This window comes from Bradyrhizobium hereditatis (genome assembly GCF_020329435.1).
GTDB classification, from domain to species: domain Bacteria; phylum Pseudomonadota; class Alphaproteobacteria; order Rhizobiales; family Xanthobacteraceae; genus Bradyrhizobium; species Bradyrhizobium hereditatis.
In genome coordinates, this window is record NZ_JAGKJK010000009.1 from 126,752 (window position 1) to 148,710 (window position 21,959).

Genomic DNA, 21,959 nt, shown 5'->3' on the forward strand with positions numbered 1-21,959 from the left:
TTTGGCCCGGATTTGTCCAAATGCACGTTAAAATTGTTGAATACAGGTTCTTGAATTTTCCCATTCGGAGGTTCGATCCTTCCCACCCCAGCCAGCGCTTCCCGCCGATTTTGGCACTTTCAACAGATGGCTGTTACGCGGGAACAATGCGCTGCCACAAATTCGGTGCTATTCAGATGCTTTCCTAGCTTCGTCTGCGGAATGCATCATCATCCAGGCTCACACGACCCCGTTCTTGTCGCGCTGTCGGTCCTGATCGCCGCGCTTTCCTCCTACACGGCGCTGGATCTTGCGACTCGCATGCGGGCGGCTTCCGGCTTCGTCAGGCTGGGTTGGCTCGTGGCCGCGGCTGTCGCCATGGGCGGCGGCATCTGGTCGATGCATTTCGTCGCCATGCTGGCGTTCAGCCTGCCGGGCGTTGATATTTCCTACGATCCGCTCCTGACGCTGCTCTCGCTGGCCCTTCCCATTCTGGTCGCGGCAGCGGCGTTCCTCGTCGTCAGCCAGCGGTCGAACGCGCTCATCGTTTCCGGCATTGGAATGGGGCTCGCGATCTCTGGCATGCACTATACCGGCATGGCCGCAATGCGGATGGCGGCTTCCACCCACTACGATCCTGTCTGGGTGGTGCTGTCCATCGCCATCGCGATCGGGGCGTCCATCGTCGCACTGCGCCTTGCCTTTCACACGACGAGCGTGCGCGAGCGGGTATCGGCGGGGGTCGTCATGGGCCTGGCGATCTCCGGCATGCACTACGCGGCCATGCAGGGCTCGTCCTTCCTTCTGACGAATGCCGTCCCTGACCATGCAACTCCCGGCGCGGTGGGGCAGGCGCCGCTCGCCTTCCTGATTGCCGGCACCACCATTGTGGTCCTCATGATCGGGCTCGCCGCGGCGGTCTACGACCGCGCCTCGGTTGAACGTGCCGGTCGCGAAGCAGAGGCGCTGAGGCGAAGCGAGGAGAGATTCCGCCTGCTGGTGGAGGGAGTGGCCGATCACGCCATCTTCATGCTCGACCCGGAGGGACGGGTGGCGAACTGGAATCTCGGCGCTGGCCGGCTGATCGGCTATGGCGACGAGATCGTCGGGACGCACTACGCCATCCTTCACACCGAAGAAGACCGCGACGCCGGAATTCCAGACGCCTTGCTTCTCGAGGCAAAGCGCGAAGGCAAGTCGGCCGGCGAGGGCTGGCGCGTTCGCAAGGACGGCAGCCGCTTCTGGGCCGAGGCGACGATTCGCGCGGTACGAAACGAGCACGGCGATGTCATCGGCTTTGCCAAGATCGTTCGCGACGTGACGGAACGCCGCCGCGCCCAGGAAGCGCTCGAGCGCACGCGCGACGCGCTGGCGCTTTCGCAGAAGATGGAGACCGTCGGCCAGCTGACCGGCGGCGTCGCCCATGACTTCAACAACATACTTGCCGTGATCCTCGGCAGTCTCGAACTGGCGAAGAAGCGCCTGCAGGCGGAAGATCCAAGGGTTCACCGGCTTCTCGACAATGCCATCCATGGCGCGCTGCGGGGCGCCTCGCTGACCCAGCGCATGCTCGCCTTCGCGCGCAAGCAGGATCTCAAGCCGGTCATCGTGGATGTCCCGGAACTGGTCCGCGGCATGTCCGCGCTGCTGAAGTTTGATCCGGCCATCCGGGTCGAGACGCGATTTCCGCTCGAGCTGGCGAAGGTGAAGGTCGATGCCAACCAACTGGAACTCGCCATCCTCAACCTCGCCGTCAATGCGCGCGATGCGATGACGGCGAGCGGCGGGACCATCAGCATTGCCGCACGCGAGGAGCAGGCCATCGAAGGCCTTGCCGAGGGTCGCTATGTCGCGATCTCGGTGAGCGACACCGGATGCGGCATGGACGCGGAAACGCTGAAGCACGCGCAGGAGCCGTTCTTCACGACCAAGGGTGTCGGCAAGGGAACCGGTCTCGGCCTCTCGATGGTGAAGGGGCTGGCGGAACAGTCCGGCGGCGTGCTGCTGCTGAAGAGCCGCATCGGCGAAGGGACCACGGCCGAAATCTGGCTGCCCGCCACCCAGGACGAACAGGCGTCAGCCCGCCCTGCAGCAGAATCGTCACGCGCCACACTGCGCAGCGTTCGACCGCTTTCCGTACTGGTCGTCGATGACGACCTGCTCGTCCTCGACAGTGTCGCCGCGATGCTCGACGATCTCGGCCACGCCGTCGTCGAGGCGCGCTCCGGCGAGGAGGCCGTTCAGCTGCTGCGCCGAACGCCGAAGATCGACGTCGTAGTGACCGACTACGCCATGCCGGGGATGAACGGGCTGCAGCTTGCCGACGCTGTGGCCGCCGAGCATCCTGGCACGCCCGTGGTGCTCTGCACGGGATATGCCGATCTTCTGGGTTCTGCGCCGCCCCATCTGCCACGCATTTCCAAGCCGTTCGATCAGACAGCGCTCGTGGCCGTGATCGAGGAAGTGATGCGCGCGCAGGCCGATACGCGCTCGGTCGTGACCTTCCACCCGAAGAGAGCCTGACCGTTGATGGATCTCTTCGGATCCTAATTGCCGTCATTCCGCCGGCATCAACTTGCCGTCTCCCTGCGTCGCCGGCTTCTTTTTGCCGAACAGCCAGGTCTGCAGCCGGTCGAGATAGATGTAGACCACCGGCGTCGTATAGAGCGTTAGGAGCTGCGACACGGCGAGCCCTCCGACGATGGCGTAGCCCAGCGGCTGGCGGATCTCGGAGCCCGCGCCGGTGCCGAGCATCATCGGAACGCCGGCGAGCAGGGCAGCCATCGTGGTCATCAGGATGGGCCGGAATCGCAGGATGCAGGCGCGATAGATCGCGTCCTCCGCGGATAACCCCTGCTGCTGGCGGACGTGCTGGGCGAAATCGACCAGCATGATGCCGTTCTTCTTGACGATCCCGATCAAGAGGATGATGCCGACGATCGCGATCACGCTGAGATCGAGATGAACCGCCATGAGCAGCAGCAGCGCCCCGAGCCCCGCCGATGGCAGCGTCGAGATGATCGTGATCGGGTGGATCAGGCTCTCATACAGGATGCCGAGAATGAGATAGATCACGAACAGCGCCGCCAGGATCAGAATCGGCGTCGTCGACAGCGAATCGCCGAACGCCTGCGCGTTGCCCTGGAAGCTGGTCTGCAGCGACAGCGGCTTGCCGAGCTGTTTCTCGATATTCTGGATCGCCGTGGTTGCCTGGCCGATCGAGGTGCCCGGCAACAGGTTGAAGGAGATCGTCACCGACGGGAACTGGCCCTGATGGTTGACCACGAGCGGGGCGACCTTGACCACGCTGTCGACCAGCGTTGATAGCGGCACTTCCTGGCCGGTCGAGGACTTGACGTAGATTCCGGTTAGCGCCTCGGGCGAGTACTGGAATTTCGGATTGACCTCCATGATCACGTGGTACTGGTTCAAGGTCGTATACATCGTTGAGACAATGCGTTGGCCAAAGGCATCATCGAGCGTGTTGTCGATGGTGAAGGGCAGGATGCCGTAGCTCGACGCCACCTCGCGCTTGATGGCGATGTCGAGCAGGGGACCGGAATTGAGCTGGTCGGTCGCTACATCAGTGATGCCCGGGATCTTCTTGATCCGGTCCAGGAACAGCGCGGCCCAATGGTTCAATTCGCCTGGATCGGCATCGCCCAGCGTATACTGATACTGCGTCTTCGAGACGCGGCCACCGATGGTGATGTCCTGCGCCGCCTGCATATAGAGCGTGATGCCCTGGATCTTGGCCAGGTTGGTCCGAAGCCGCGCGAGCACGGTTTCCATGCTGTCGCGCTGCTTGTACGGCTTGAGCGCAATATAGACGCGGCCGTTGTTGACCGTTGTGTTGCCGCCGCCGGCGCCGATCGCAGAGCCGACGGATGCGACGGCCGGATCCCGCATGATGGCATTGAGCAGCGCCTGCTGGCGTTCGGCCATCGCCTGATAGGAGATATCCTGCGCGGCCTCGGACAGGCCGATGATCAGCCCGGTGTCTTGCTGCGGAAAGAACCCCTTGGGAATGACGACGTAGAGATAGCCGGTCAATCCGATGGTCGCGAACATCGTCAAGAGCGTGATGAATCGGTGACGAAGCACGATTCGAAGTCCCGCTTCATAGAAGGCGATGAGTGAGTTGAAGCCGTTTTCGAGGACGTGGAACAGGCGTCCATGTGTCCTGCTTTCCGGCTTGAGCAGCCGCGCGCACATCATTGGCGTCAGGGTCAGCGAAATCAGGAGCGACAGCAGCAACGCGACGCTGACGGTGACGGCGAATTCCCGGAATAACAGCCCGACATATCCGCCCATCAGGAACAGCGGAATGAACACGGCGATCAGCGACAGCGTGATCGACATGATGGTGAAACCGATCTCGCCGGCGCCCTTGAGCGCCGCCTCATACGGCGTCGCGCCGCCCTCCATGTGGCGCACGATGTTTTCGATCACGACGACGGCGTCGTCGACCACGAAGCCGACCGCGATCGATAGTGCCATCAGCGACAGATTATCGAGGCTGTAGCCCAGCTCGTAAAGGACGGCGAAGGTTCCGATCAACGACAGTGGCACGGTGACGGCCGGGATGACCGTCGCCCAGAAATTTCTCAGGAAGATGAAGATCACCATCACCACCAGCGCCACGGTCAGTATCAGCGTGAACTGAACGTCGTGGATGGATGCGCGAACCGTATCGGTGCGGTCGGAGATGACGTTGACCTTGATCGCGGGCGGGATCGATGCCTGCAGCACCGGCATCATCGCTTTGATCCGCTCGACGGTATCGATGACGTTGGCGCCGGGCTGGCGCTGGATCGCCAGAATGACCGCACGGCGGTTGTTGTACCAGCCCGCGATCAGGTCGTTTTCCGGCGCGCTGACGGCGCGGCCGACGTCGCGGATGCGGACCGGCGAGCCGTTTCGATAGGCGATCACGAGATTGGCGTAGTCCTCCGCGTTCAGGAGCTGGTCGTTGGTGTTCAGCGTATAGGTCTGGCGCGGGCTGTTGAGCGTGCCTTTCGGCAGATCGACATTGGCCTGGCCGAGAGCGGTGCGGACGTCCTCGAGATTGATGCCGCGCGCGGCCAGCGCCTGCGGATCGAGCTGCACGCGTACGGCGGGCTTCTGCTGGCCGCCGATACCGACAAGGCCGACGCCTGGGATCTGCGAAATTTTCTGCAGCAGGATGTTTTCCGCATACGCATCCACCGTGGTCAGCGGCAGGCTGTCAGAGGTGAGGCCGAGCACTAGGATCGGCGTATCAGCCGGATTGACCTTGCGGATCGTCGGCGGATAGGGGATGCCTGCCGGCAGAAACGGGCTCGCGGCGTTGATTGCCGACAGCGTGTCGCTGACAGTCCCGTCGATCTGGCGGTTCAGATCGAATTGCAGCGTGATCGAGGTGTAACCGAGCGCGCTCGCCGACGTCATCTGCAGGAGGCCCGGGATCTGCCCGAACTGCAGTTCGAGCGGCGTTGCGACCGACGCCGCCATGGTCTGCGGATCGGCGCCCGGCAGCTGCGCCGTCACCTGCAGCGTCGGATAGTTGACGTTCGGCAGCGCGGCGACCGGCAGCAGCGGGTAGGCGATGAGGCCGCCGACCAGAAGGCCGACCATCAGGAGCGCGGTCGCAATCGGCCGCTGGATGAAGGGTGCGGATATGTTCATGGGATCGTCGCCTGTTGTGCTTGCTGTGTAGCTGCTTCCTCGGCTGCTTCGCCCTGCAGCAGCGTGACATGCGTGCCCGGCTGCAGCCGGTATTGTCCGTCGACCACGACCTGCTCGCCGGGCTTCAGGCCGGAATCGATCAGCGCCTCGCCGTCGGTGATCTGTGCGACTTTGATCGGGCGGATCGCGACCGTGCTGTCGGGCTTGATGACATAGGCATAGGCGCCGTTCGGACCCTGCTGCACGACCGAGGCAGGAACCGTCAGTCCGTCATGCCGGGTCGTGACGAGCAGCCGCGCATTCACAAGCTCACCCGGCCACAGCCCGCGGGACTTGTTGGGAAAAGTCGCCTTGAGCTGTATCGAGCCTGTGGTCTGTAGGATCTCATTGTTAACTAGCGCGAGTTCGCCCTCGCCGAGCTCCATCGTATTGTCCTGATTGTAGGCGAGGACGCGAAGCGGCGTCTTGGTCGCCTGCTGCTGCTTGAGGATCTGCGGCAGCACCCCTTCCGGCAGGGTAAAGATCAGCGAGATCGGATCGAGCTGCGTCACGACCACGAGGCCGTTGGCCGTCGACGGGCTGATGATGTTGCCGACGTCGATCTGGCGAATGCCGACCACGCCGTCGATCGGCGAAGTCAGCCGCGTGTAGCTGAGTTGCACCTTGGCGGCCTCGATCAGCGCCTGGTCGGTCTTGATCGCGGCCTCGAGCTGGCCGACCTGCGCCTTCTGGGTCTCGATCAGTTGCGGCGTAGCCCAGCCCTTGTCACCGAGCTGGTTGTAACGCGCGAGATTGGCGCGGGCGTTGGTGAGCTGGGCCTGGTCGCGCTCCAGATTTCCCGTGAACTGATCGATCTGGGCCTGATAGGGACGCGGATCGATTTGCGCGAGCAGATCGCCGGCATGGACCGTCTGGCCTTCGGTGAAGTTGATGCTGATGAGCTGGCCCTGGATCTGCGCCCGCACCACGTCGGTGTTGTACGCAATCACGGTGCCGACGCCGTTCTGATAGATCGGCACATCATGCTGCGCGACCACGCCGCCCACGACCGGCACGGGTGGCGGCGGCTCGGCCGCGACGGCAGCTTTGAACGCCTCGCCGTGCGCAAGGTAGAGAAGGCCGCCTGCGACGAGGGCGCCGAACAGGATGGCAGGTATTGCGACTTTCTTTTTCATGGCTGCTTCTCGCGAGTGGGTTTCCGATCAACGGAGCATCGTGGCGGCGGCTGACAGGCCCGGTACCGTGTTCGGCACCCCTGTGATGTTCGGTATCCCTGTGAGGGGATCGGTGGGCGCAGCTACGGCTGTCGTCGCTGGCAGCGTGATAGCGGGCACCGTCGGGACGGTTGGCGTGATCGTGCTGACCGTGGGCGCGACGGCGATGGTCGGGACTGCCGCTGCGGAGCTGACGCCGAGACTGGCGATCTCCGTCGAGCCCATTGGAATGCCGGTTCGCGTTACGCCGCCCGGGGCCACCGGCGACGTCGGCGTCGATGACGCGGCAAGGTTGCTTGAGCCCGCGCCGCACATGCTGGACATCCCCGACGTGTCGACCAAGGCCGATGTCGGCGCAATGGACGACGACATTGGCGCTCCCGCCATCGGCATGGCGGACATCGTGCTCTGCGGCGTGACTGCCCCGACCGCCACGCCGCCGCCGTCGAAGCTCGCTGCCGATCCGAACATCGTCGATGGTGCCGTACCGATCGTCGAGCATGCGGTGCTGCCGAACGTGCCGGTCGCGATGCTAGGCGCGGGACTTACGCCAGGGGATGCGATTTCGGTCGAACCGAGCGGGATGCCAGTGCCGCCGACCGGCGCGCTCGGCACCATGCCGAGCGGCGTGGTCGCTGCGAGCGAAGGCGTCGGCATTACCGCGGCTTGCTGTGCAAGGGCCTGCCCGCACAGCATGGCCGAGGCTGTCGTGATCATCAGGAAGCGTTTCATGTGGCTCTCCAGTTGCCGTTCGGGCGGCACGACAAACGCGTGGCGCGAAGTCCACGCGGTGTTTGCATGGCGATTGGGGGATCGGTCCGGAGGACGCTCAAGGAGACCGGAAAACGTCCTCCGGCCCGACAACCCCTGCCGTGAGTTCAGCTACAGCTCAGTGGCAAGGGGCTGTTCGGATGCAGGTAGTACCAGTCGTAACAATCGGGATAACCGTAGTCGTATCCATAGCCATATCCGCCGAAGCGATGCAGGGCATGCCGGTGGAATCCGAAGCCATGCGCGCCAATGTGACCGACGGCGCCGATGTGGCCATCGCCGAGACCGCCGAGATGTTCGCTGCCCATGCCGCCGATATGGGCGCCGCCAAAACCTCCGATGTGGCCTCCGCCGCCGAAGCCGCCGCCCATATGGCCTCCGCCGCCAAAACCTCCGCCGTGACCACCGCCGCCACCGCGGGCCTCAGCCGCGCCCGTGACGAGACTCGAAGCGAGAAGAGCTGTTGCCAATATCATGATCATCCGTTTCATCGTGACACTCCTTACAGTCAGATTGTTCGGCGCCGTGACGCGCGAACTTCAGCGGGCCGCGCGAACGAAACGTCGGATGAGTGACAGGTAGGTGCGGTGCACAAGGCATCCATTAAATTCGACGTTAGTTGCGTTCACGAAGTGAGCCGCGCCAGACGGCATCAAAGGCGGGGTGCTCTTAGCGAGACAAAAAAGACGGGCTGGCAGAAGTCCTGCCAGCCCATCATGTGTCGTCACATCGTAGCGCGGATCAGTAACCCGTGTTGGGCTCACAAGGCGGCACGGTCCACGGTTGTGTGGCAAAGGCGCCGACATCAGGTGCGCGGACGCAGCTATCGCGATCGGTTGAACGCATGACGGACGCCATATTCGCATTGTCGTTGGTTACGACATGCCGCACGTGGTGCGTGGCGGCGAGCGCCGGTGTGGCGAGAGTGGCTGCGGCAAGCAGTGCAGCCGACAGGAGTTTCACGTTGCGCATTGGTATGCTCCATTCGGTGAGGGGAAGCCTGGCCGGCTTCTTCCTGTGACGTGCGGCTCGTCGGTCCTCGTCCAAAGGGAATATCGCTTCACGCGCTTTCAACTCGGCGTGAGAGAATTGCGCATGCACCGATGTGCCCGAAATCGCCGGCTGGAGCGAACAATGCAGGTCGGCCGATTCATTAAATCGCTATTTATTGGCGCGACGTGCCGGCGAGCGCTAGGTGTTTGGGGCGGGCCTGCCGTGCTCCTCCCGAGGCGGCGGTATGGCCGCCGGGCGGATGGCGCCTGCCGGATCCCAAAACGGGATGGCGGCGCTGTCCGGCTCCTCTGAACCGTGAGACGTGTGGGCGTCGCCATGGCTTTGTCGGCAGGCCAACGTATCATTGCCACCGGGCGGCAAGAGGGTATCTTGATGGCAATCGGATCGATCAGATGACAAAGGTTCTTCTCATAGAGGATGACAACGAAACGGCGGGGGAAATCACCGCCGAACTGGCCGATCGCGGCTTCGAGGTGGAATGGTCGTCCGACGGGCTGGATGGTCTTGCCAAGGCGCGTGATCTGCGTCCGGACGCCATGATCGTCGACCGCCTGTTGCCGGGAATGGACGGTCTCACCGTGATCGAGTCGTTGCGGAAAGATCAGGTCCGAACGCCGGTTCTTGTGCTGAGCGCGCTTGGCGCGGTGGACGACCGCGTGCGCGGATTGCGGATGGGCGGCGACGACTATCTCACCAAGCCGTTCGCGATCGTTGAACTCGTTGCGCGGATAGAGGCGTTGCTGCGCCGCCCGCCGGAGACGCGGGAAACAACCTTGCGGGTCGGGCAGTTAGAGCTCGACCTGATCGAGCGCACGGCAAGGCGCGGTGAGCGAAAAATCGACCTGTTGCCGCGCGAGTTTCGCCTGCTCGAATATATGATGCGGCGGAGCGACCAGCTGTTGACGCGCGCGATGCTGCTTGAAGAGGTCTGGAACTACAAGTTCGTTCCGGCGACCAACCTGGTCGACGTGCATATGGGCCGTGTGCGGCACAAGGTCGATGGTCCCGGCGATACGCCGATGATTCACAATGTCCGCGGCGCGGGATTCATTCTGCGCGCGGTGCCCTGACCAGGAAGCTTGACTTGCAGTTCATCCGCTCGAAGACGTTTCACTGGACCACGGTTTTGGCGGTCCTGTTCGCGATCTTCGTGACAATATTATTTGCGTTCGTCTACTTCAGTATCGACCACTATCTGATCGCGCGTACCGATCGCATGATCACGACGCAGGCCGGCTTCTTTGCTGCATTGCCGCGGGAGCGCATGATCGGTGCGCTCAACGATCATCTCGAGCAGGATTCGCGCGGCGTCCAGTTCTCCGGCGTGTTCGATGCCGGAAGGAATCGGCTCGCCGGCAATGTCGCGGCCCTGCCGAACGGGCTCGACATCGGCGCACCGGCGCGCAGCGTGCCGCTCGTGCGTCTCGCTGACAGGGATGCCGGTGCAACATCGGTCAGAGCTGTCGCGCGCCGCCTCGATAACGGCGACATCTTGGTGATCGGGCGGAACGTCGACGAAACCGCTGAGGTCTTCAAGGTCGTCGGAACCGCGCTCGCACTCGGCCTGTTGCCCGCTTTCTGTCTGTGGTTGCTCGCCGGCGCCTGGCTGAGCGCACGCGCCCGCAGGCGCGTCGAGGAGGTCAATCTGCGGGTCCAGCGCATCATCGCAGGAGATCTCCGCGAGCGGCTGCCGCACCGGAACATCGATGAACCGTTCTCGCGGCTCGCCGCTATCGTCAACGGCATGCTCGATGAGCTGGAGACCACGATCAACGCGCTGGCCGGCGTCGGCAACGATATCGCCCACGATCTTCGTACGCCGCTGACGCGTGCTCGCCTGACGCTCGAGCGCGGCCGCACCAACGCGACAACGCTGGAGCAGCTCCAGGAGCTCGTCGACAATGCCATCGCCGGCATAGACCAGTCGCTGACGATCGTCACGGCGCTGCTGCGGCTCGCCGAGATCGAAAACAGCCGACGGTCGTCAGCGTTCGGCGATGTCGCGCTTGGCGAAAGTTTGCGCGAGGTCTGCGACATGTATGAGCCAATCGCCGAAGACAAGCAGATCGCGCTCGGTGTAAACATATCGGACAAGCTTTCGGTCCGCGGCGACCGTGACCTGCTGCTGGAGGCGGTTGCCAACCTTGTCGACAACGCCATCAAGTTCACGCCAAGGAGCGGCAGAGTCGAGCTCGCGCTGCTGCGCGGCGAGGGCGAGACCATTTTACGGATCACGGATACAGGGCCGGGGATCAGCGATCAGGAACAGGAGGCGGTGCTGCGACGGTTCTATCGCTCGGACAAGATTCGCAACACGCCGGGGATCGGCCTTGGGCTCAATCTGGTATCGGCGATCGTGAAGCTGCACGGCTTTCGCCTGATCATCCACCCGGGCCCAGGAGGCCGGGTGGAGATCGTTTGCCCCGACGAGCAAAGTGGCCGGACATAGGATTGTAACCCTGCGTCACCCATGCCGGCGCTCGTCTTGCACTGCGCGGTGTGCGTGGTGGACAGTTCGATGACGCCACCCGGTCGTGGCGGCCAGGCCGGCGTCTCGTTCGTTGTCGGCGTGTATCACCGAGGGTGGCAGTCCTTCCAGCCGGTAGGCCGGCGTGGGCGCGCCGTCATTCAGGACATCCAGGTCCGGATGGTAGAATGCAAACGCGCCGGGCTCCTGGATGGCTTCCTGCGCGAGGGCGGGTGCTGCGACCATCATCGACAGCAATCCTGCTACGGCGATCGTCTTGATCGTGGTCATTGTCCTTCTCCATGTTGTCGATGCGACAGTTTGCCGGACGCGCAAGGGCTCGCGCGCCGCAACAGGCGGGTGCGCTTTGTCGAACGCGAACTGTTCGCTTGAGGCTGCATCCAGGCATCGGATGCATGATGCAGATGTAGGACGAGCGCGATCTCGCCCCACTAAATTGCCTTTCACAAAGCTCAACTAATTTTGAGCCTTGTCGAAAAAGCGTCAGCAGGGATGTGGTCGCTTCGAAGCCGCCGTTCAGAACCGATCGTGCGATTCTGAAACTCGAGACCGGAAATGCACACACGCTAACGGCGAATTTAGAATCCTGAATCCCAATTTAATAGATGCCCTGCAGTGTCCTCTCCTAGGGTTCGCCTGCCGGACTTGAAGGATTGGAGCTACCCATGAACGCGCACAGCACGACCATAGAAAGGCGAGAGAAGTTGACCGGAGACCGGTCACGGGCGCTCGTCGATGAATACGCCACGCTCATCAAGCGATATGGTCTGCTTGAACCGGCGCGGGAGCAGCAGCTTGCGCAGCGTTGGCAGGAGCATCGGGATCGCCGCGCGACCGATGCGCTCGTCACAAGCCATCTTCGCCTCGCCGCAAAGGTCGCGCGCCGCTACCAGCGATACGATCTTCCGCTTGCCGATCTGATCGGCGAGGCCAATCTCGGCCTCGTCATTGCAGCCTCGCATTTCGAGCCCGGCCGTGGCGCGAGGTTCTCCACCTACGCGCTGTGGTGGATCAAGGCCGCCATTCACGACTACATTCTGCGCTCGCGCTCGCTGGTCAAGATCGGGACCACGGCTGCGCAGCGAAAACTGTTCTTCGGCTTTCGGCGCGCGATGAACAAGTTCGGAGCCGACAAGACCGGTCTCACGCAGGAGGTGGCCGAGGCGATCGCGCGCGAGCTTGCCGTCCCCGTTCGCGAAGTGATCGAGATGAGCAGCCGCCTGACCGGCGATCTTTCCCTGAATGCGCCCGTCGATGATGACGGGCCGACCGAATGGGAGGCGATGCTGGTCGACCAGTCGCCGAACGCGGAGGCGATCGTTGCCGAGCAGGATGAAGGCGCGCAGAAGACAAGAGCGCTCCATTCGGCCCTTGACGTGTTGACGCCGCGGGAGCGGCGGGTGTTCGAGGCGAGGCGGCTTCGCGAGGATCCGCCCAGCCTGGAGGAGCTCGGGCGTGAGCTCTCGATTTCCGGCGAGCGCGTGCGGCAGATCGAAACCGTGGCCTTCGAAAAGGTGCGGCGTGCCGCGACGAGGCGGTTGAGACAGACCGCCCTGGCGGCTTGAGAGATGATCGGAAGGAAAGCGGCGAGCGACGCCATTGGCGCCGCTCGCGCATTCTTCCGATATTCCATCAGCGAACGGCGCGCTCGACGGCGATTGCGGTCGCCTCGCCGCCGCCGATGCAGAGGGCGGCGACGCCGCGTTTGGCGTTACGCGCTTCCAGCGCGTGCAGCAGCGTCACGATCAACCGTGCGCCGGTGGCGCCGATCGGGTGGCCGAGCGCGCAGGCGCCGCCATTGACGTTGAGTTTCTCGGCGGGAATGCCGAGATCCTTCTGCGCCGCCATCGCCACGACCGCAAAAGCCTCGTTGATCTCGAACAGATCGACGTCGGCGACAGACCAGCCGACCTTGTCGAGCAGCTTGCGGATCGCGGGGATCGGCGCAGTGGTGAACCATTGCGGCTCCTGGCTGTGCGTGGCGTGGCCCTTGATCTCGGCAAGAACCGGTAGCCCGTCGCGATCGGCGAGCGAGCGCCTGGCCAGAACGAGCGCGGCGGCGCCGTCCGCATTCGCGGAGGAGGCGGCCGGCGTGATGGTGCCGTTGGCCCGGAACGCGGGCTTCAAGCCGGGAATCTTGGCAGGATCAACTTTAAGCGGATGCTCGTCATTGGCGATGACGCGTGGTCCGGTCTTTTCGGTCAGCGTGACCGGCGCGATCTCGGCCTTGAATGCGCCGCCTTCGACCGCCTTGCGGGCGCGGGTTAGCGTCTCCATGGCGTAAGCGTCCTGGTCCTTGCGGGTGAACTGGTAGGCTTCCGCGGTGGCCTCGCCGAAATCGCCCATCGAACGGCCGGTTTCGTAGGCGTCTTCCAGACCGTCCATCATCATGTGATCGATGATCCTGTCATGGCCGGCGCGGTAGCCGCCACGCGCCTTGGCGAGCAGATAAGGCGCATTGCTCATGCTCTCCATGCCGCCGGATACCACGATCGAGGCCGAGCCGGCGTTGATGATGTCGTGGGCCAGCATGGTTGCCTTCATGCCGGAGCCGCACACCTTGTTGATCGTCGTGGCACCGGTGGCGTCGGGCAATCCGGCACCGCGCGCGGCCTGGCGCGCCGGCGCCTGGCCCTGTCCGGCCGGCAGCACATTGCCCATGAAGACCTCGTCGATGCCCGCGGCATCGAGACGGGCCCGCTCCAGGGCCGCGCCGATCACGTGCGCGCCGAGCTTATGCGCGCTGAACGGGGATAGCTCGCCCATGAACCGGCCAAGCGGCGTGCGGGCGGCGGAAAGAATGACGACGGGATCGGGGCTTTGGGGCATCAGAGGCTCCTGTTCGACGGATTATTGTATGATGATAATCATATATCACGGCATTGCAACGCGCCGCCGCTATCTACCACTGCAGGGGCTGCGGACCGGATCAGCCAATGAAGGGCGGACGATATTACCGGAGCGAAGATGCCTGACCCTCAAGGGCAGGGACTTTTCGTCAGACCAGCGATGTGTAAGCCTGATGACCCAACGGCGCGCGGCCAAAATCCTACTGAAGGATAGGCGACTTGCTCATGGGCGGTGCATCCGAGGGAACAAGCCCGACGCCAACGGCGCCGATACCATTGCGGCCGGCAGCGATCGCGACTTGCGTGCGGTTGGATACGCCCAGCTTGCGCATGATTTCCCGGACATGGACTTTCACGGTCGTCTCGGTCATTCCGAGCTTGCGACCGATGACCTTGTTCGGATCGCCCTGAGAGAGGCAGACGAGAACGGCGTGCTGCCGCTCGGTAAATTCCGGAGCAGGCCGGAGATTGTCGGAATTATCGCCGCCGTGGATAGCTGTGGTCTTTCCGTCGAAAAGGGTGCCCTGCTGGTCGTAAAGCGCCGCTTCCGGGGCGGTCAATGACGGCTGATTTTGCGGCTTGAGGTCCGGCAGTGTCTGATCCTGGATGAAATCAGGGAGGGTGGATTCCATCGGCGACATGCCTGCGAACGTCCGATGGGCCATGATGGCAGTTGGCGGAAAATAGGTGCCGCCGTGCAGAACGAATGAAAGCGCCTCTAACGCAAGATCGGGAGGCATCGAATTGCTCAAGTATCCCTGCGCTCCCGAACGGATGGCTGCGATAACTGTCGCGGGATTTTCGTCGTCGGAGATGATTGCCAACGCGGCCTCGCGGCCGAGCGTATGCAGCGCCTGTATCTCGGTGATCAGCTTGAGGTGAGAAGCCGCGCCGACGCTGTAGATCAGCATGTCGCATTCGCAGCGCTCGACGAGTCTGGTATGCGCCTCATCGGGATCAAGCGAAATCAGCTCGACTTGTTCGTTGCTGGCCCAGGAACTCAAAAAGCTCTCTGTTCGAGCTCGGCGAAACGCCATCGAGTCTACAATAAAAACTGTCTTATTTCGTGGGACTGACATAACGCGCCCCCGGACTATGGCGATGCTATCGATAGATTCTTTTAGAACTGCACTTGGTCGCTATGAATTAGTTCACTCGGCATTATATTTAACGGAAGTTTACGCTCGTAAGTAGGAGATGCCAAGAAGGCTCTCGTGTGGCGAGATGTCGTCGAAACTTGGTCTTTCAGGCACGTTTCGCACCCTTCGATTGGAAGAGCCGCGTTATGCAACCGCGGTTGTTTTGTCCTTCCATACGTACACCCGCGGTACCGCGTGAAGCCACGCGATCCGGCTTGAACAGGCCGGCGACGACGAACGATCGTGCGTCATCGCGCTTCAAGGGCGGCAAGTTCCGTCCGTCTGGAACCCTCCGGCTTGCAAAACGTTAATTTGCCGGCGGGTGAACGCCGTCTTCCGATCCCGCATCCGCTTCCATATTTTCTGAGGTGTCGCCTGCTGCGAAGCTCATCCATCCTCATTCCGGGTAAAACCGTCTGGAGAAGGTGCAAGGCAGGGCGGCTGGCAATTCTCAACGATGCAGCCGCTTATTTTGCCGCCCTGCGGGAGGCACTGCTGCTCGCGACGCGGCAGGTCTACATTATCGGCTGGGACATCCACAGCCTGACGCGGTTTGTCGGACCTTCCGGGCATGCCGATGATGGTTACCCGGAAGAGCTCGGCGCATTTCTCAAGGCGCTGCTCAGGGCAAAGCCCGAACTGCGGATCAACATCCTGATCTGGAATTTCCCGCCCCTCTATGCGGCGGAGCGGGAGTGGAATTCAGTCGCCAAGTTCACCGCGGGGGCATCGAACCGGCTGCGTTTCTGTTTCGATTCCAGCCTACCGCTCGGGTCCGCGCAACATCAGAAGATCGTCGTCATCGACGGCTCGCTCGCCTTTGTCGGAGGCCTCGACCTTACGATCCGGCGCTGGGATACCAGCGCGCACGAAGTGCATCATCCGCAGCGGACCGATCCCGACGGCAAGCCCTATCCGCCATTCCATGACGTACAGTGCATGGTGGACGGTGCAGCTGCGGCGAGCCTAACGGAAGTGGCGGAGAACAGGTGGCGGTCTGCCGGCTGCACGGTCGAAAACTCGGTGGCGGTCATGAGCGATCGCTGGCCGGCTTCGGTGCCGGTGCAGTCCCGCGGCATGACGGTCGGGATTGCCCGCACCGAGATTGCATCCGCGAGCGCTCCAGGCGTGAATGAGGTCGCGCGGTTGTTCGAGGCTTCGATCAATGCGGCCGACCGTTTGATCTATATCGAAAACCAGTTCACCAGTTCCACCGACATCGCGCGCCTCCTGGTAAAGCGGATGCTGGATGTCCCGCAGCTTCGGGTGCTGATTGTTACGCCAAAATTGCATTCGTCCTGGTTTGAATCGCAGGCGATGCAAAGCGGCCGCGGCGGATTCATCGGCCAGTTCGTGGCCGCTGACGTCATGGACCGGGTCCGCTTCGTCTATCCCTCGACGCGGGATGCGCAGACGGATGCCGTCGTCATGGTGCACAGCAAGGTGATGATCGTCGACGATCGCATTCTGCGCGTGGGTTCGGCCAACCTCAACAATCGCTCGATGGGCGCCGACACCGAATGCGATCTTGCCTTCGAGGCGACGTCCGAGGCCCACCGCAAATACATCGCCCGGCTTCGTCGCCAGTTGATCGGCCACTTCTGCGGTGTCGATGAACGCGAGGTCGCGAGCAACGAAGCCGATCTGTTTGGATATCTCGATCGCCTGGCGCAGGGCGAGCGTGCGAAATCGTTGCAGCCGATCGATCCGGCCGCGACAGCCGGCAGTATGGCGATCATGGTGCAACCGATCGCCGATCCCAGCGAGCCGCTTCACCTCGACCGTGCCGCCACGCGCATGTGGACGCCAAGAACGATTTTGGCCGTGTCCGGCCTCGCCGCGGCGCTCGCCGGCCTCGCGCTGGCGTGGCAGTACACAGGCCTGCGCGACTTCACCGACGTCGGCTTCGTCTCCTCGATCATTTCACAGCCTGCGCGCTCGCAGTTTGCGCCGCTGTTTGCGATTGCCGCTTTCGTACTTGGCGGGCTCGTGGTGTTTCCGGTGCTGGTCCTGATCGCCGCGACATCGGCTGCGCTGGGACCGTGGATGGGTTTTGTCAGCGCGAGCACCGGCGTGCTGCTCAGCGCGCTCACGCTGTTTTCGATCGGCCGTGTGCTGGGCCAGGCGCGCTTGCAGCGGCTGCTCGGGCGGCGGGCCGCCCGGGTTCAGAGCCGCATCATCGGCAAGGGCGTCATTGCCGTCGCCATGATCCGGATGGTCCCGATCGCCCCGTTCTCGATTGTGAACGTGGTGGCGGGCGCGAGCAAACTGAGCTTGCGTGATTTTCTGCTCGGCACAGTGCTCGGCATGGCGCCGGGAATCGCGGTAATGGCCGCGCTCGGCGCGCAGATCGCGGATCTCGCGAGAAATGCCTCCTTGCTGAATGCGGTATTGCTCGGGCTTGCAATTATCGCGTGGATCGCGCTGTGCCTCGGCGTGCAATTCCTGGTGACCTGGTGGGCGGGACGACGGACGTGACCGGTACGCTGCGTGTCATGACGTGGAACGTGCACGGCATCTTCCACCTCAATCCGAAATTCGACGTCGACGGCGTGTGCTCTGTCATTGGTCACTGGTCTCCGGACATCGTCGCCCTGCAGGAGGTCGATTCGCGGGGAAGAACCGACGATCCCTTTGCCAAACTGGCAAAGGCCGTCAGCGGCCACAGCGTCGATGCGAGGTCGATCGTCACTGAGGACGGCGACTACGGCCAGGTGCTGCTCAGCCGCTGGCCTTTTGCCGAACCGCCGACAATCTCCGACGTCTCCTATCAGGAACGCGAGCCGCGCCGGGCGATTTCCGCGCGCATTCAGTCGGACTACGGGGAACTAACGGTCATTGCCACCCACCTCGGCCTGAGCATCCACGAGCGGCACGCCCAGGCGCGCGCCTTGGCTGAGTTGGTGCAGCCGACAAGAACGCTTGTTCTCGGCGATTTCAACGATTGGTTCTGGGTGAAATCGGTGCGCGGCGTGCTGGCGCGGATTTGTCCGGTGCGCACGCGGCTGCGGACATTTCCATCGCGCTTGCCGATGATGCGGCTCGATCGCATTTATGCTTCACGCGATCTGACCATCCGTGCGGCATGGACCGATCGCAAGGCCTGTTCCTATTCGGACCATCTCCCCGTCATCGCGGATGTAGCGTTTCCTTAAATGGAGGCTCTGAGTCACTGGGGCTTGGCCGGATGCAGCGTTCTGGGGTGGCGCTCGTGCAGGAGCACGGCAAGATCGTGGCGCAATTCCGAGCGATTTTTCATCGCGGTTTCGAACAGCGCTTCCTGTATGTCGCGGGGCATGTCGCCCCAGATGGCGATGGCTGCCTCGCCCAACAGGGGTGCAAATCTCTTTTCGTCCGTCATGTGATCCTCCGTCGGCTTTACGTTCGAACCGCACGAATGTTCCCGCACTTGCATCGGTCACAACTCGGAACCGCAGCTTGCCCGACGAATTGGTGTCGCGAAAGCGCCGGCGGCCGGAGGTCATGAGATTTCGCCGTCCTTGCAAATGGTCCACCGCTATCCGGCTTTGTGATCCTCGCATCGGAATGATTGACAGCATGAATGGATCGAAGCCGTGGTGGGAATCCGCCGTCATCTATCAGATTTATCCAAGGTCCTTTCAGGACAGCAATGATGATGGGATCGGCGACCTCAACGGCATCACCCAAAGGCTGCCTTATCTCGTTGATCTCGGCGTCGACGCGATCTGGATTTCACCAATCTTCCGTTCACCGATGAAGGATTTCGGCTACGACATCTCCGACTACACCGATATCGATCCGATCTTCGGCACCATGCCGGATTTCGAGCGACTGATTGCCGAGGCGCATGCGCGCGGTCTCAAGCTGATCCTCGACTTTGTCCCGAACCATTCTTCCGACCAGCATGCATGGTTTGCCGAAAGCCGCGCATCTCGAGACAACCCGAAGCGCGATTGGTACATCTGGCGTGATCCGGCCCCTGATGGTGGCCCACCCAACAACTGGCTGTCCGAATTCGGCGGCAGTGCATGGGAGTTCGATCCCGCCACCGGCCAGTATTACTATCATGCCTTCCTGAATTCCCAGCCCGACCTGAACTGGCGAAATCCGAAAGTTGTGGAAGCGATGCGGGAGGTGCTTCGCTTCTGGATGCGCAAGGGCGTCGACGGCTTTCGTGTCGACGTGATCTGGCATCTGATCAAGGACGAACAGTATCGCGACAATCCGATCAATCCAGACCATCACGAGAGCAGGCCGCCGAACGAAGCGCTGATCCCGCTCTACACCACTGACCTGCCGGAGGTGCACGACGTCATCGCGACGTTGCGTCGGACGATCGACGAATTTCCGGACCGTCTGCTGATCGGAGAGATCTACCTGCCGGTGGAGCGCCTCGTCGCCTATTACGGCAGGGATCTCGGGGGTGTGCATCTGCCGTTCAACTTTGCGCTGCTCAACGTTCGCTGGGACGCAAGATGCATCCAGTCTCTGGTCGCGGAGTATGAAGGAGCATTGCCACAGGGCGGCTGGCCAAACTGGGTACTCGGCAATCATGACCGGCCGCGCATCACCGGCAGGGTTGGCCGGCGACAGGCTGCGGTCGCAGCCATGCTGCTGCTGACGCTGCGGGGCACGCCGACCATTTATTATGGCGATGAACTCGGCATGCCCCAGGTCGATATACCCAGCGACCGCGTGCGCGATCCCTTCGAGCGCAATGTCCCTGGAATCGGTGTCGGCCGCGACGGCTGCAGAACGCCGATGCAATGGGACGCGAGTGAGAATGCCGGCTTCAGCAAGGCCGAGCCGTGGCTGCCGCTCGCGGACAATTGGCGATCGAACAACGTCGCGAACCTGCGCCAGGACGCCCTTTCAATCCTGAATCGCTATTGCCGCCTGCTGCGCCTTCGCAAGGAAACGCCTGCGCTGTCGGTCGGCTCGTATCGGCCTTATGCGGTCGACGAGGATTTGCTGGCTTATTACCGGGAGTTCAATGACAGCAGGCTGCTCATCGTGCTCAATCTGACCGACCGCCAGCAGCTTCTGAAGTTGGAAGAGGGCGCGCATGCGAGGATCCTGGTGTCGACGAGGGCAGAGCGGGACGGCGAGCGGGTTCCGGGCACAGTCACGCTTGTCGGTGACGAGGGACTCGTGATCGATCTGGCAAGCCGATAGGAACTACCGCATCCAGCGTACGTTGCCCACGTGCGGCGACACGGGTCGCCGCTTGATCCAAGGGAGCTTGGCTGGGCGCGTGAGTGCAAAGGAAACGTCGAGGGCCTGGTGGCGCAATGCCGTGATCTATGAAATCGCCGCCATCTCGTTTCAGGACAGCAACGGCGACGGCTATGGTGACCTTCCGGGCCTGTTGCAGCGGATCGAATATCTCAAATGGCTCGGTGTCGGCGCCGTGTGGCTGACGCCAATCTACAAGAGTCCCGATCAGGATTTTGGCTACGACATTTCGGATTTTTGCGCCATCGATCCGCGCTACGGCGCGATGGCGGATTTTGATGGGGTCAGGGACTCCCTGCACGAGGCCGGTATCAAGCTCATTCTCGATTTCGTGCCCAACCACACCTCCGACCAGCACGACTGGTTTCAGGAGAGCCGCGCGTCGCGGCATAATCCGAAGGCCGATTGGTACGTATGGGCGGAAGCCGGCTCAAACGGCGGACCACCGAACAACTGGCTCAGTCGGTTCGGCGGCAGCGCCTGGGAATGGTGCGAAGCGCGCCGGCAGTTCTACTACCACTCGTTTCTGACCAGCCAGCCCGATCTGAACTGGCGCAACGAAAAGGTCCGTCAAGCTATGGCCGACACCATGCGGTTCTGGCTCGACCGCGGCGTCGATGGCTTTCGCATCGATGCCAGCGCTGTGCTGATCAAGGACGAGCTGTTGCGGGACAATCCCGCCGATTCCGAAGCTGATGATGCCACGCCGCCGCCGCAGAAATACATGCCGGTCTTCACCGACGACCGTCCGGAAGCGATGGATTGCATCGAATTTATCAGGGGCGTTCTCGACGAATATGGTGACAGGCTGCTCTGCGGCGAGGTGCAGGGCAAGACCGACCGCATCGGGCATTTCTACGGCAATGACAAGCCGCGCCTGCATCTGCCGCTCAATTTCGCCCTTCTCGATACGGAATGGAATGCGATCGCGCTGCAGGCGACGATCGATGCCTATTTCAATGCGATTCCGGACGGCGGCTGGCCCGATTTCGTGATCGGCGGCCATGACAAGCGCCGGGTGGCGAGCAAGCTCGGCCAGGCTCAGTCAAGAATTATGGCCATGCTGTTGATGACGCTTCGAGGCACGCCATTCCTGTTTGCCGGCGATGAGATCGGATCGGAGCAGGTGAAGGTTCCGCCGACGCGAATCCGGGACCCCTTCGAAAAGCTGGTGAAGGGGTTTGGTCTCAACCGCGATCCCGAGCGCGCACCGCTCCGCTGGGATGATAGTGAACGGGGCGGGTTCACCACGGGCGAGCCCTGGCTGCCGCTGAGCGAAGAGCGTTCGCGCAACATCGAGGCGCAACGGCGCGACACACGTTCGCTGCTGCATCTCTACCGCGAGCTGATTGCCTTGCGGCGCCGCGAGCCGTGCCTCGTGTGTGGCGAGTATCGGCCAAGGCGGGCGCACAACGACATCTTCTGGTTCGCACGTGCGCTCGACCGGACCGAAATCCTGGTCGGTCTCAATCTCTGCCGCGAGCCGCGGCTCTGGGAATGGCAGGGCAGCGGCGTCAGCTTGATGTCGAGCTACCTCGACCGCGAGCAAGACAAGATCGAAGGGCCGATGCATCTGCGGCCGAACGAGGGCGTGGTGATCAAGCTGAACCGTTGAGGCTCT

The 21,959-nt window shown here is 62.6% G+C and carries 17 protein-coding genes; 8 read left to right on the forward strand and 9 right to left on the reverse strand.

Features of this window, described 5'->3' with window-relative positions:
* Positions 1-201: 201 nt before the first annotated feature.
* Positions 202-2,502, forward strand: coding sequence for an MHYT domain-containing protein (locus tag J6524_RS21800; protein WP_225674237.1), 2,301 nt, complete (start codon positions 202-204; stop codon positions 2,500-2,502).
* A 33-nt stretch (positions 2,503-2,535) separates the two neighbouring features.
* On the opposite strand, the gene J6524_RS21805 is transcribed toward J6524_RS21800, so the two are convergent.
* The 5 genes from J6524_RS21805 to J6524_RS21825 all read right to left on the reverse strand — a co-directional run bounded on the left by J6524_RS21805 (position 2,536) and on the right by J6524_RS21825 (position 8,603).
* On the reverse strand, positions 2,536-5,646 hold the full coding sequence (locus J6524_RS21805; RefSeq protein WP_225674239.1) for an efflux RND transporter permease subunit: 3,111 nt from the start codon (positions 5,644-5,646) through the stop codon (positions 2,536-2,538).
* Positions 5,643-6,821, reverse strand: coding sequence for an efflux RND transporter periplasmic adaptor subunit (locus J6524_RS21810; RefSeq protein ID WP_225674241.1), 1,179 nt, complete (start codon positions 6,819-6,821; stop codon positions 5,643-5,645). The genes J6524_RS21805 and J6524_RS21810 overlap by 4 nt, the downstream gene beginning before the upstream one ends.
* 27 nt (positions 6,822-6,848) lie before the next feature.
* On the reverse strand, positions 6,849-7,592 hold the full coding sequence (locus tag J6524_RS21815) for a hypothetical protein (protein ID WP_225674243.1): 744 nt from the start codon (positions 7,590-7,592) through the stop codon (positions 6,849-6,851).
* 146 nt (positions 7,593-7,738) lie between these two features.
* Entirely contained in the window at positions 7,739-8,122 is a 384-nt protein-coding gene (locus tag J6524_RS21820; RefSeq protein WP_225674245.1) for a hypothetical protein, read from the reverse strand.
* 250 nt (positions 8,123-8,372) lie between these two features.
* The gene (locus J6524_RS21825) at positions 8,373-8,603 is read right to left on the reverse strand and encodes a hypothetical protein (protein ID WP_225674247.1); all 231 of its coding nucleotides are present in this window, start codon (positions 8,601-8,603) and stop codon (positions 8,373-8,375) included.
* Positions 8,604-9,037: 434 nt separating this feature from the next.
* Here J6524_RS21825 and J6524_RS21830 point away from each other — a divergent pair, with 434 nt between their 5' ends.
* Both J6524_RS21830 and J6524_RS21835 read left to right on the forward strand, forming a co-directional pair.
* Positions 9,038-9,715: a response regulator transcription factor gene (locus J6524_RS21830; RefSeq protein WP_225674249.1), complete on the forward strand. Its 678-nt coding sequence runs from the start codon at positions 9,038-9,040 to the stop codon at positions 9,713-9,715.
* Between the two features lie 14 nt (positions 9,716-9,729).
* Positions 9,730-11,094 (forward strand): sensor histidine kinase, encoded by a 1,365-nt coding sequence (locus J6524_RS21835; protein ID WP_225674251.1) that lies wholly within the window; start codon positions 9,730-9,732, stop codon positions 11,092-11,094.
* A 15-nt stretch (positions 11,095-11,109) separates the two neighbouring features.
* Here the strand turns inward: J6524_RS21835 and J6524_RS21840 are convergent, their stop codons facing one another.
* Positions 11,110-11,403, reverse strand: a complete 294-nt coding sequence (locus J6524_RS21840; RefSeq protein WP_225674253.1) for a hypothetical protein — start codon at positions 11,401-11,403, stop codon at positions 11,110-11,112.
* A 395-nt stretch (positions 11,404-11,798) separates the two neighbouring features.
* On the opposite strand from J6524_RS21840, the gene J6524_RS21845 reads away from it, so the two are divergent.
* The gene (locus tag J6524_RS21845; protein ID WP_225674255.1) at positions 11,799-12,698 is read left to right on the forward strand and encodes an RNA polymerase factor sigma-32; all 900 of its coding nucleotides are present in this window, start codon (positions 11,799-11,801) and stop codon (positions 12,696-12,698) included.
* A 67-nt stretch (positions 12,699-12,765) separates the two neighbouring features.
* Here the strand turns inward: J6524_RS21845 and J6524_RS21850 are convergent, their stop codons facing one another.
* Complete coding sequence (locus J6524_RS21850; protein ID WP_225674257.1) at positions 12,766-13,962, reverse strand: thiolase family protein; 1,197 nt, start codon at positions 13,960-13,962, stop codon at positions 12,766-12,768.
* 220 nt (positions 13,963-14,182) lie between these two features.
* Positions 14,183-14,986 (reverse strand): response regulator transcription factor, encoded by an 804-nt coding sequence (locus tag J6524_RS21855; RefSeq protein WP_225674259.1) that lies wholly within the window; start codon positions 14,984-14,986, stop codon positions 14,183-14,185.
* Positions 14,987-15,418: 432 nt separating this feature from the next.
* On the opposite strand from J6524_RS21855, the gene J6524_RS21860 reads away from it, so the two are divergent.
* Positions 15,419-17,599: a VTT domain-containing protein gene (locus J6524_RS21860; RefSeq protein WP_225674261.1), complete on the forward strand. Its 2,181-nt coding sequence runs from the start codon at positions 15,419-15,421 to the stop codon at positions 17,597-17,599.
* Positions 17,596-18,276 (forward strand): endonuclease/exonuclease/phosphatase family protein, encoded by a 681-nt coding sequence (locus J6524_RS21865; protein WP_225674263.1) that lies wholly within the window; start codon positions 17,596-17,598, stop codon positions 18,274-18,276. Before J6524_RS21860 ends, J6524_RS21865 begins: the two co-directional genes overlap by 4 nt.
* A 14-nt stretch (positions 18,277-18,290) precedes the next feature.
* On the opposite strand, the gene J6524_RS21870 is transcribed toward J6524_RS21865, so the two are convergent.
* Positions 18,291-18,482 (reverse strand): hypothetical protein, encoded by a 192-nt coding sequence (locus J6524_RS21870; RefSeq protein WP_225674265.1) that lies wholly within the window; start codon positions 18,480-18,482, stop codon positions 18,291-18,293.
* A 197-nt stretch (positions 18,483-18,679) separates the two neighbouring features.
* Between J6524_RS21870 and J6524_RS21875 the strand changes: the two genes are divergently transcribed.
* Positions 18,680-20,278, forward strand: coding sequence for an alpha-amylase family glycosyl hydrolase (locus J6524_RS21875; protein WP_225674266.1), 1,599 nt, complete (start codon positions 18,680-18,682; stop codon positions 20,276-20,278).
* 79 nt (positions 20,279-20,357) lie between these two features.
* On the forward strand, positions 20,358-21,953 hold the full coding sequence (locus J6524_RS21880; protein ID WP_225674268.1) for an alpha-amylase family glycosyl hydrolase: 1,596 nt from the start codon (positions 20,358-20,360) through the stop codon (positions 21,951-21,953).
* Positions 21,954-21,959 lie beyond the last annotated feature (6 nt).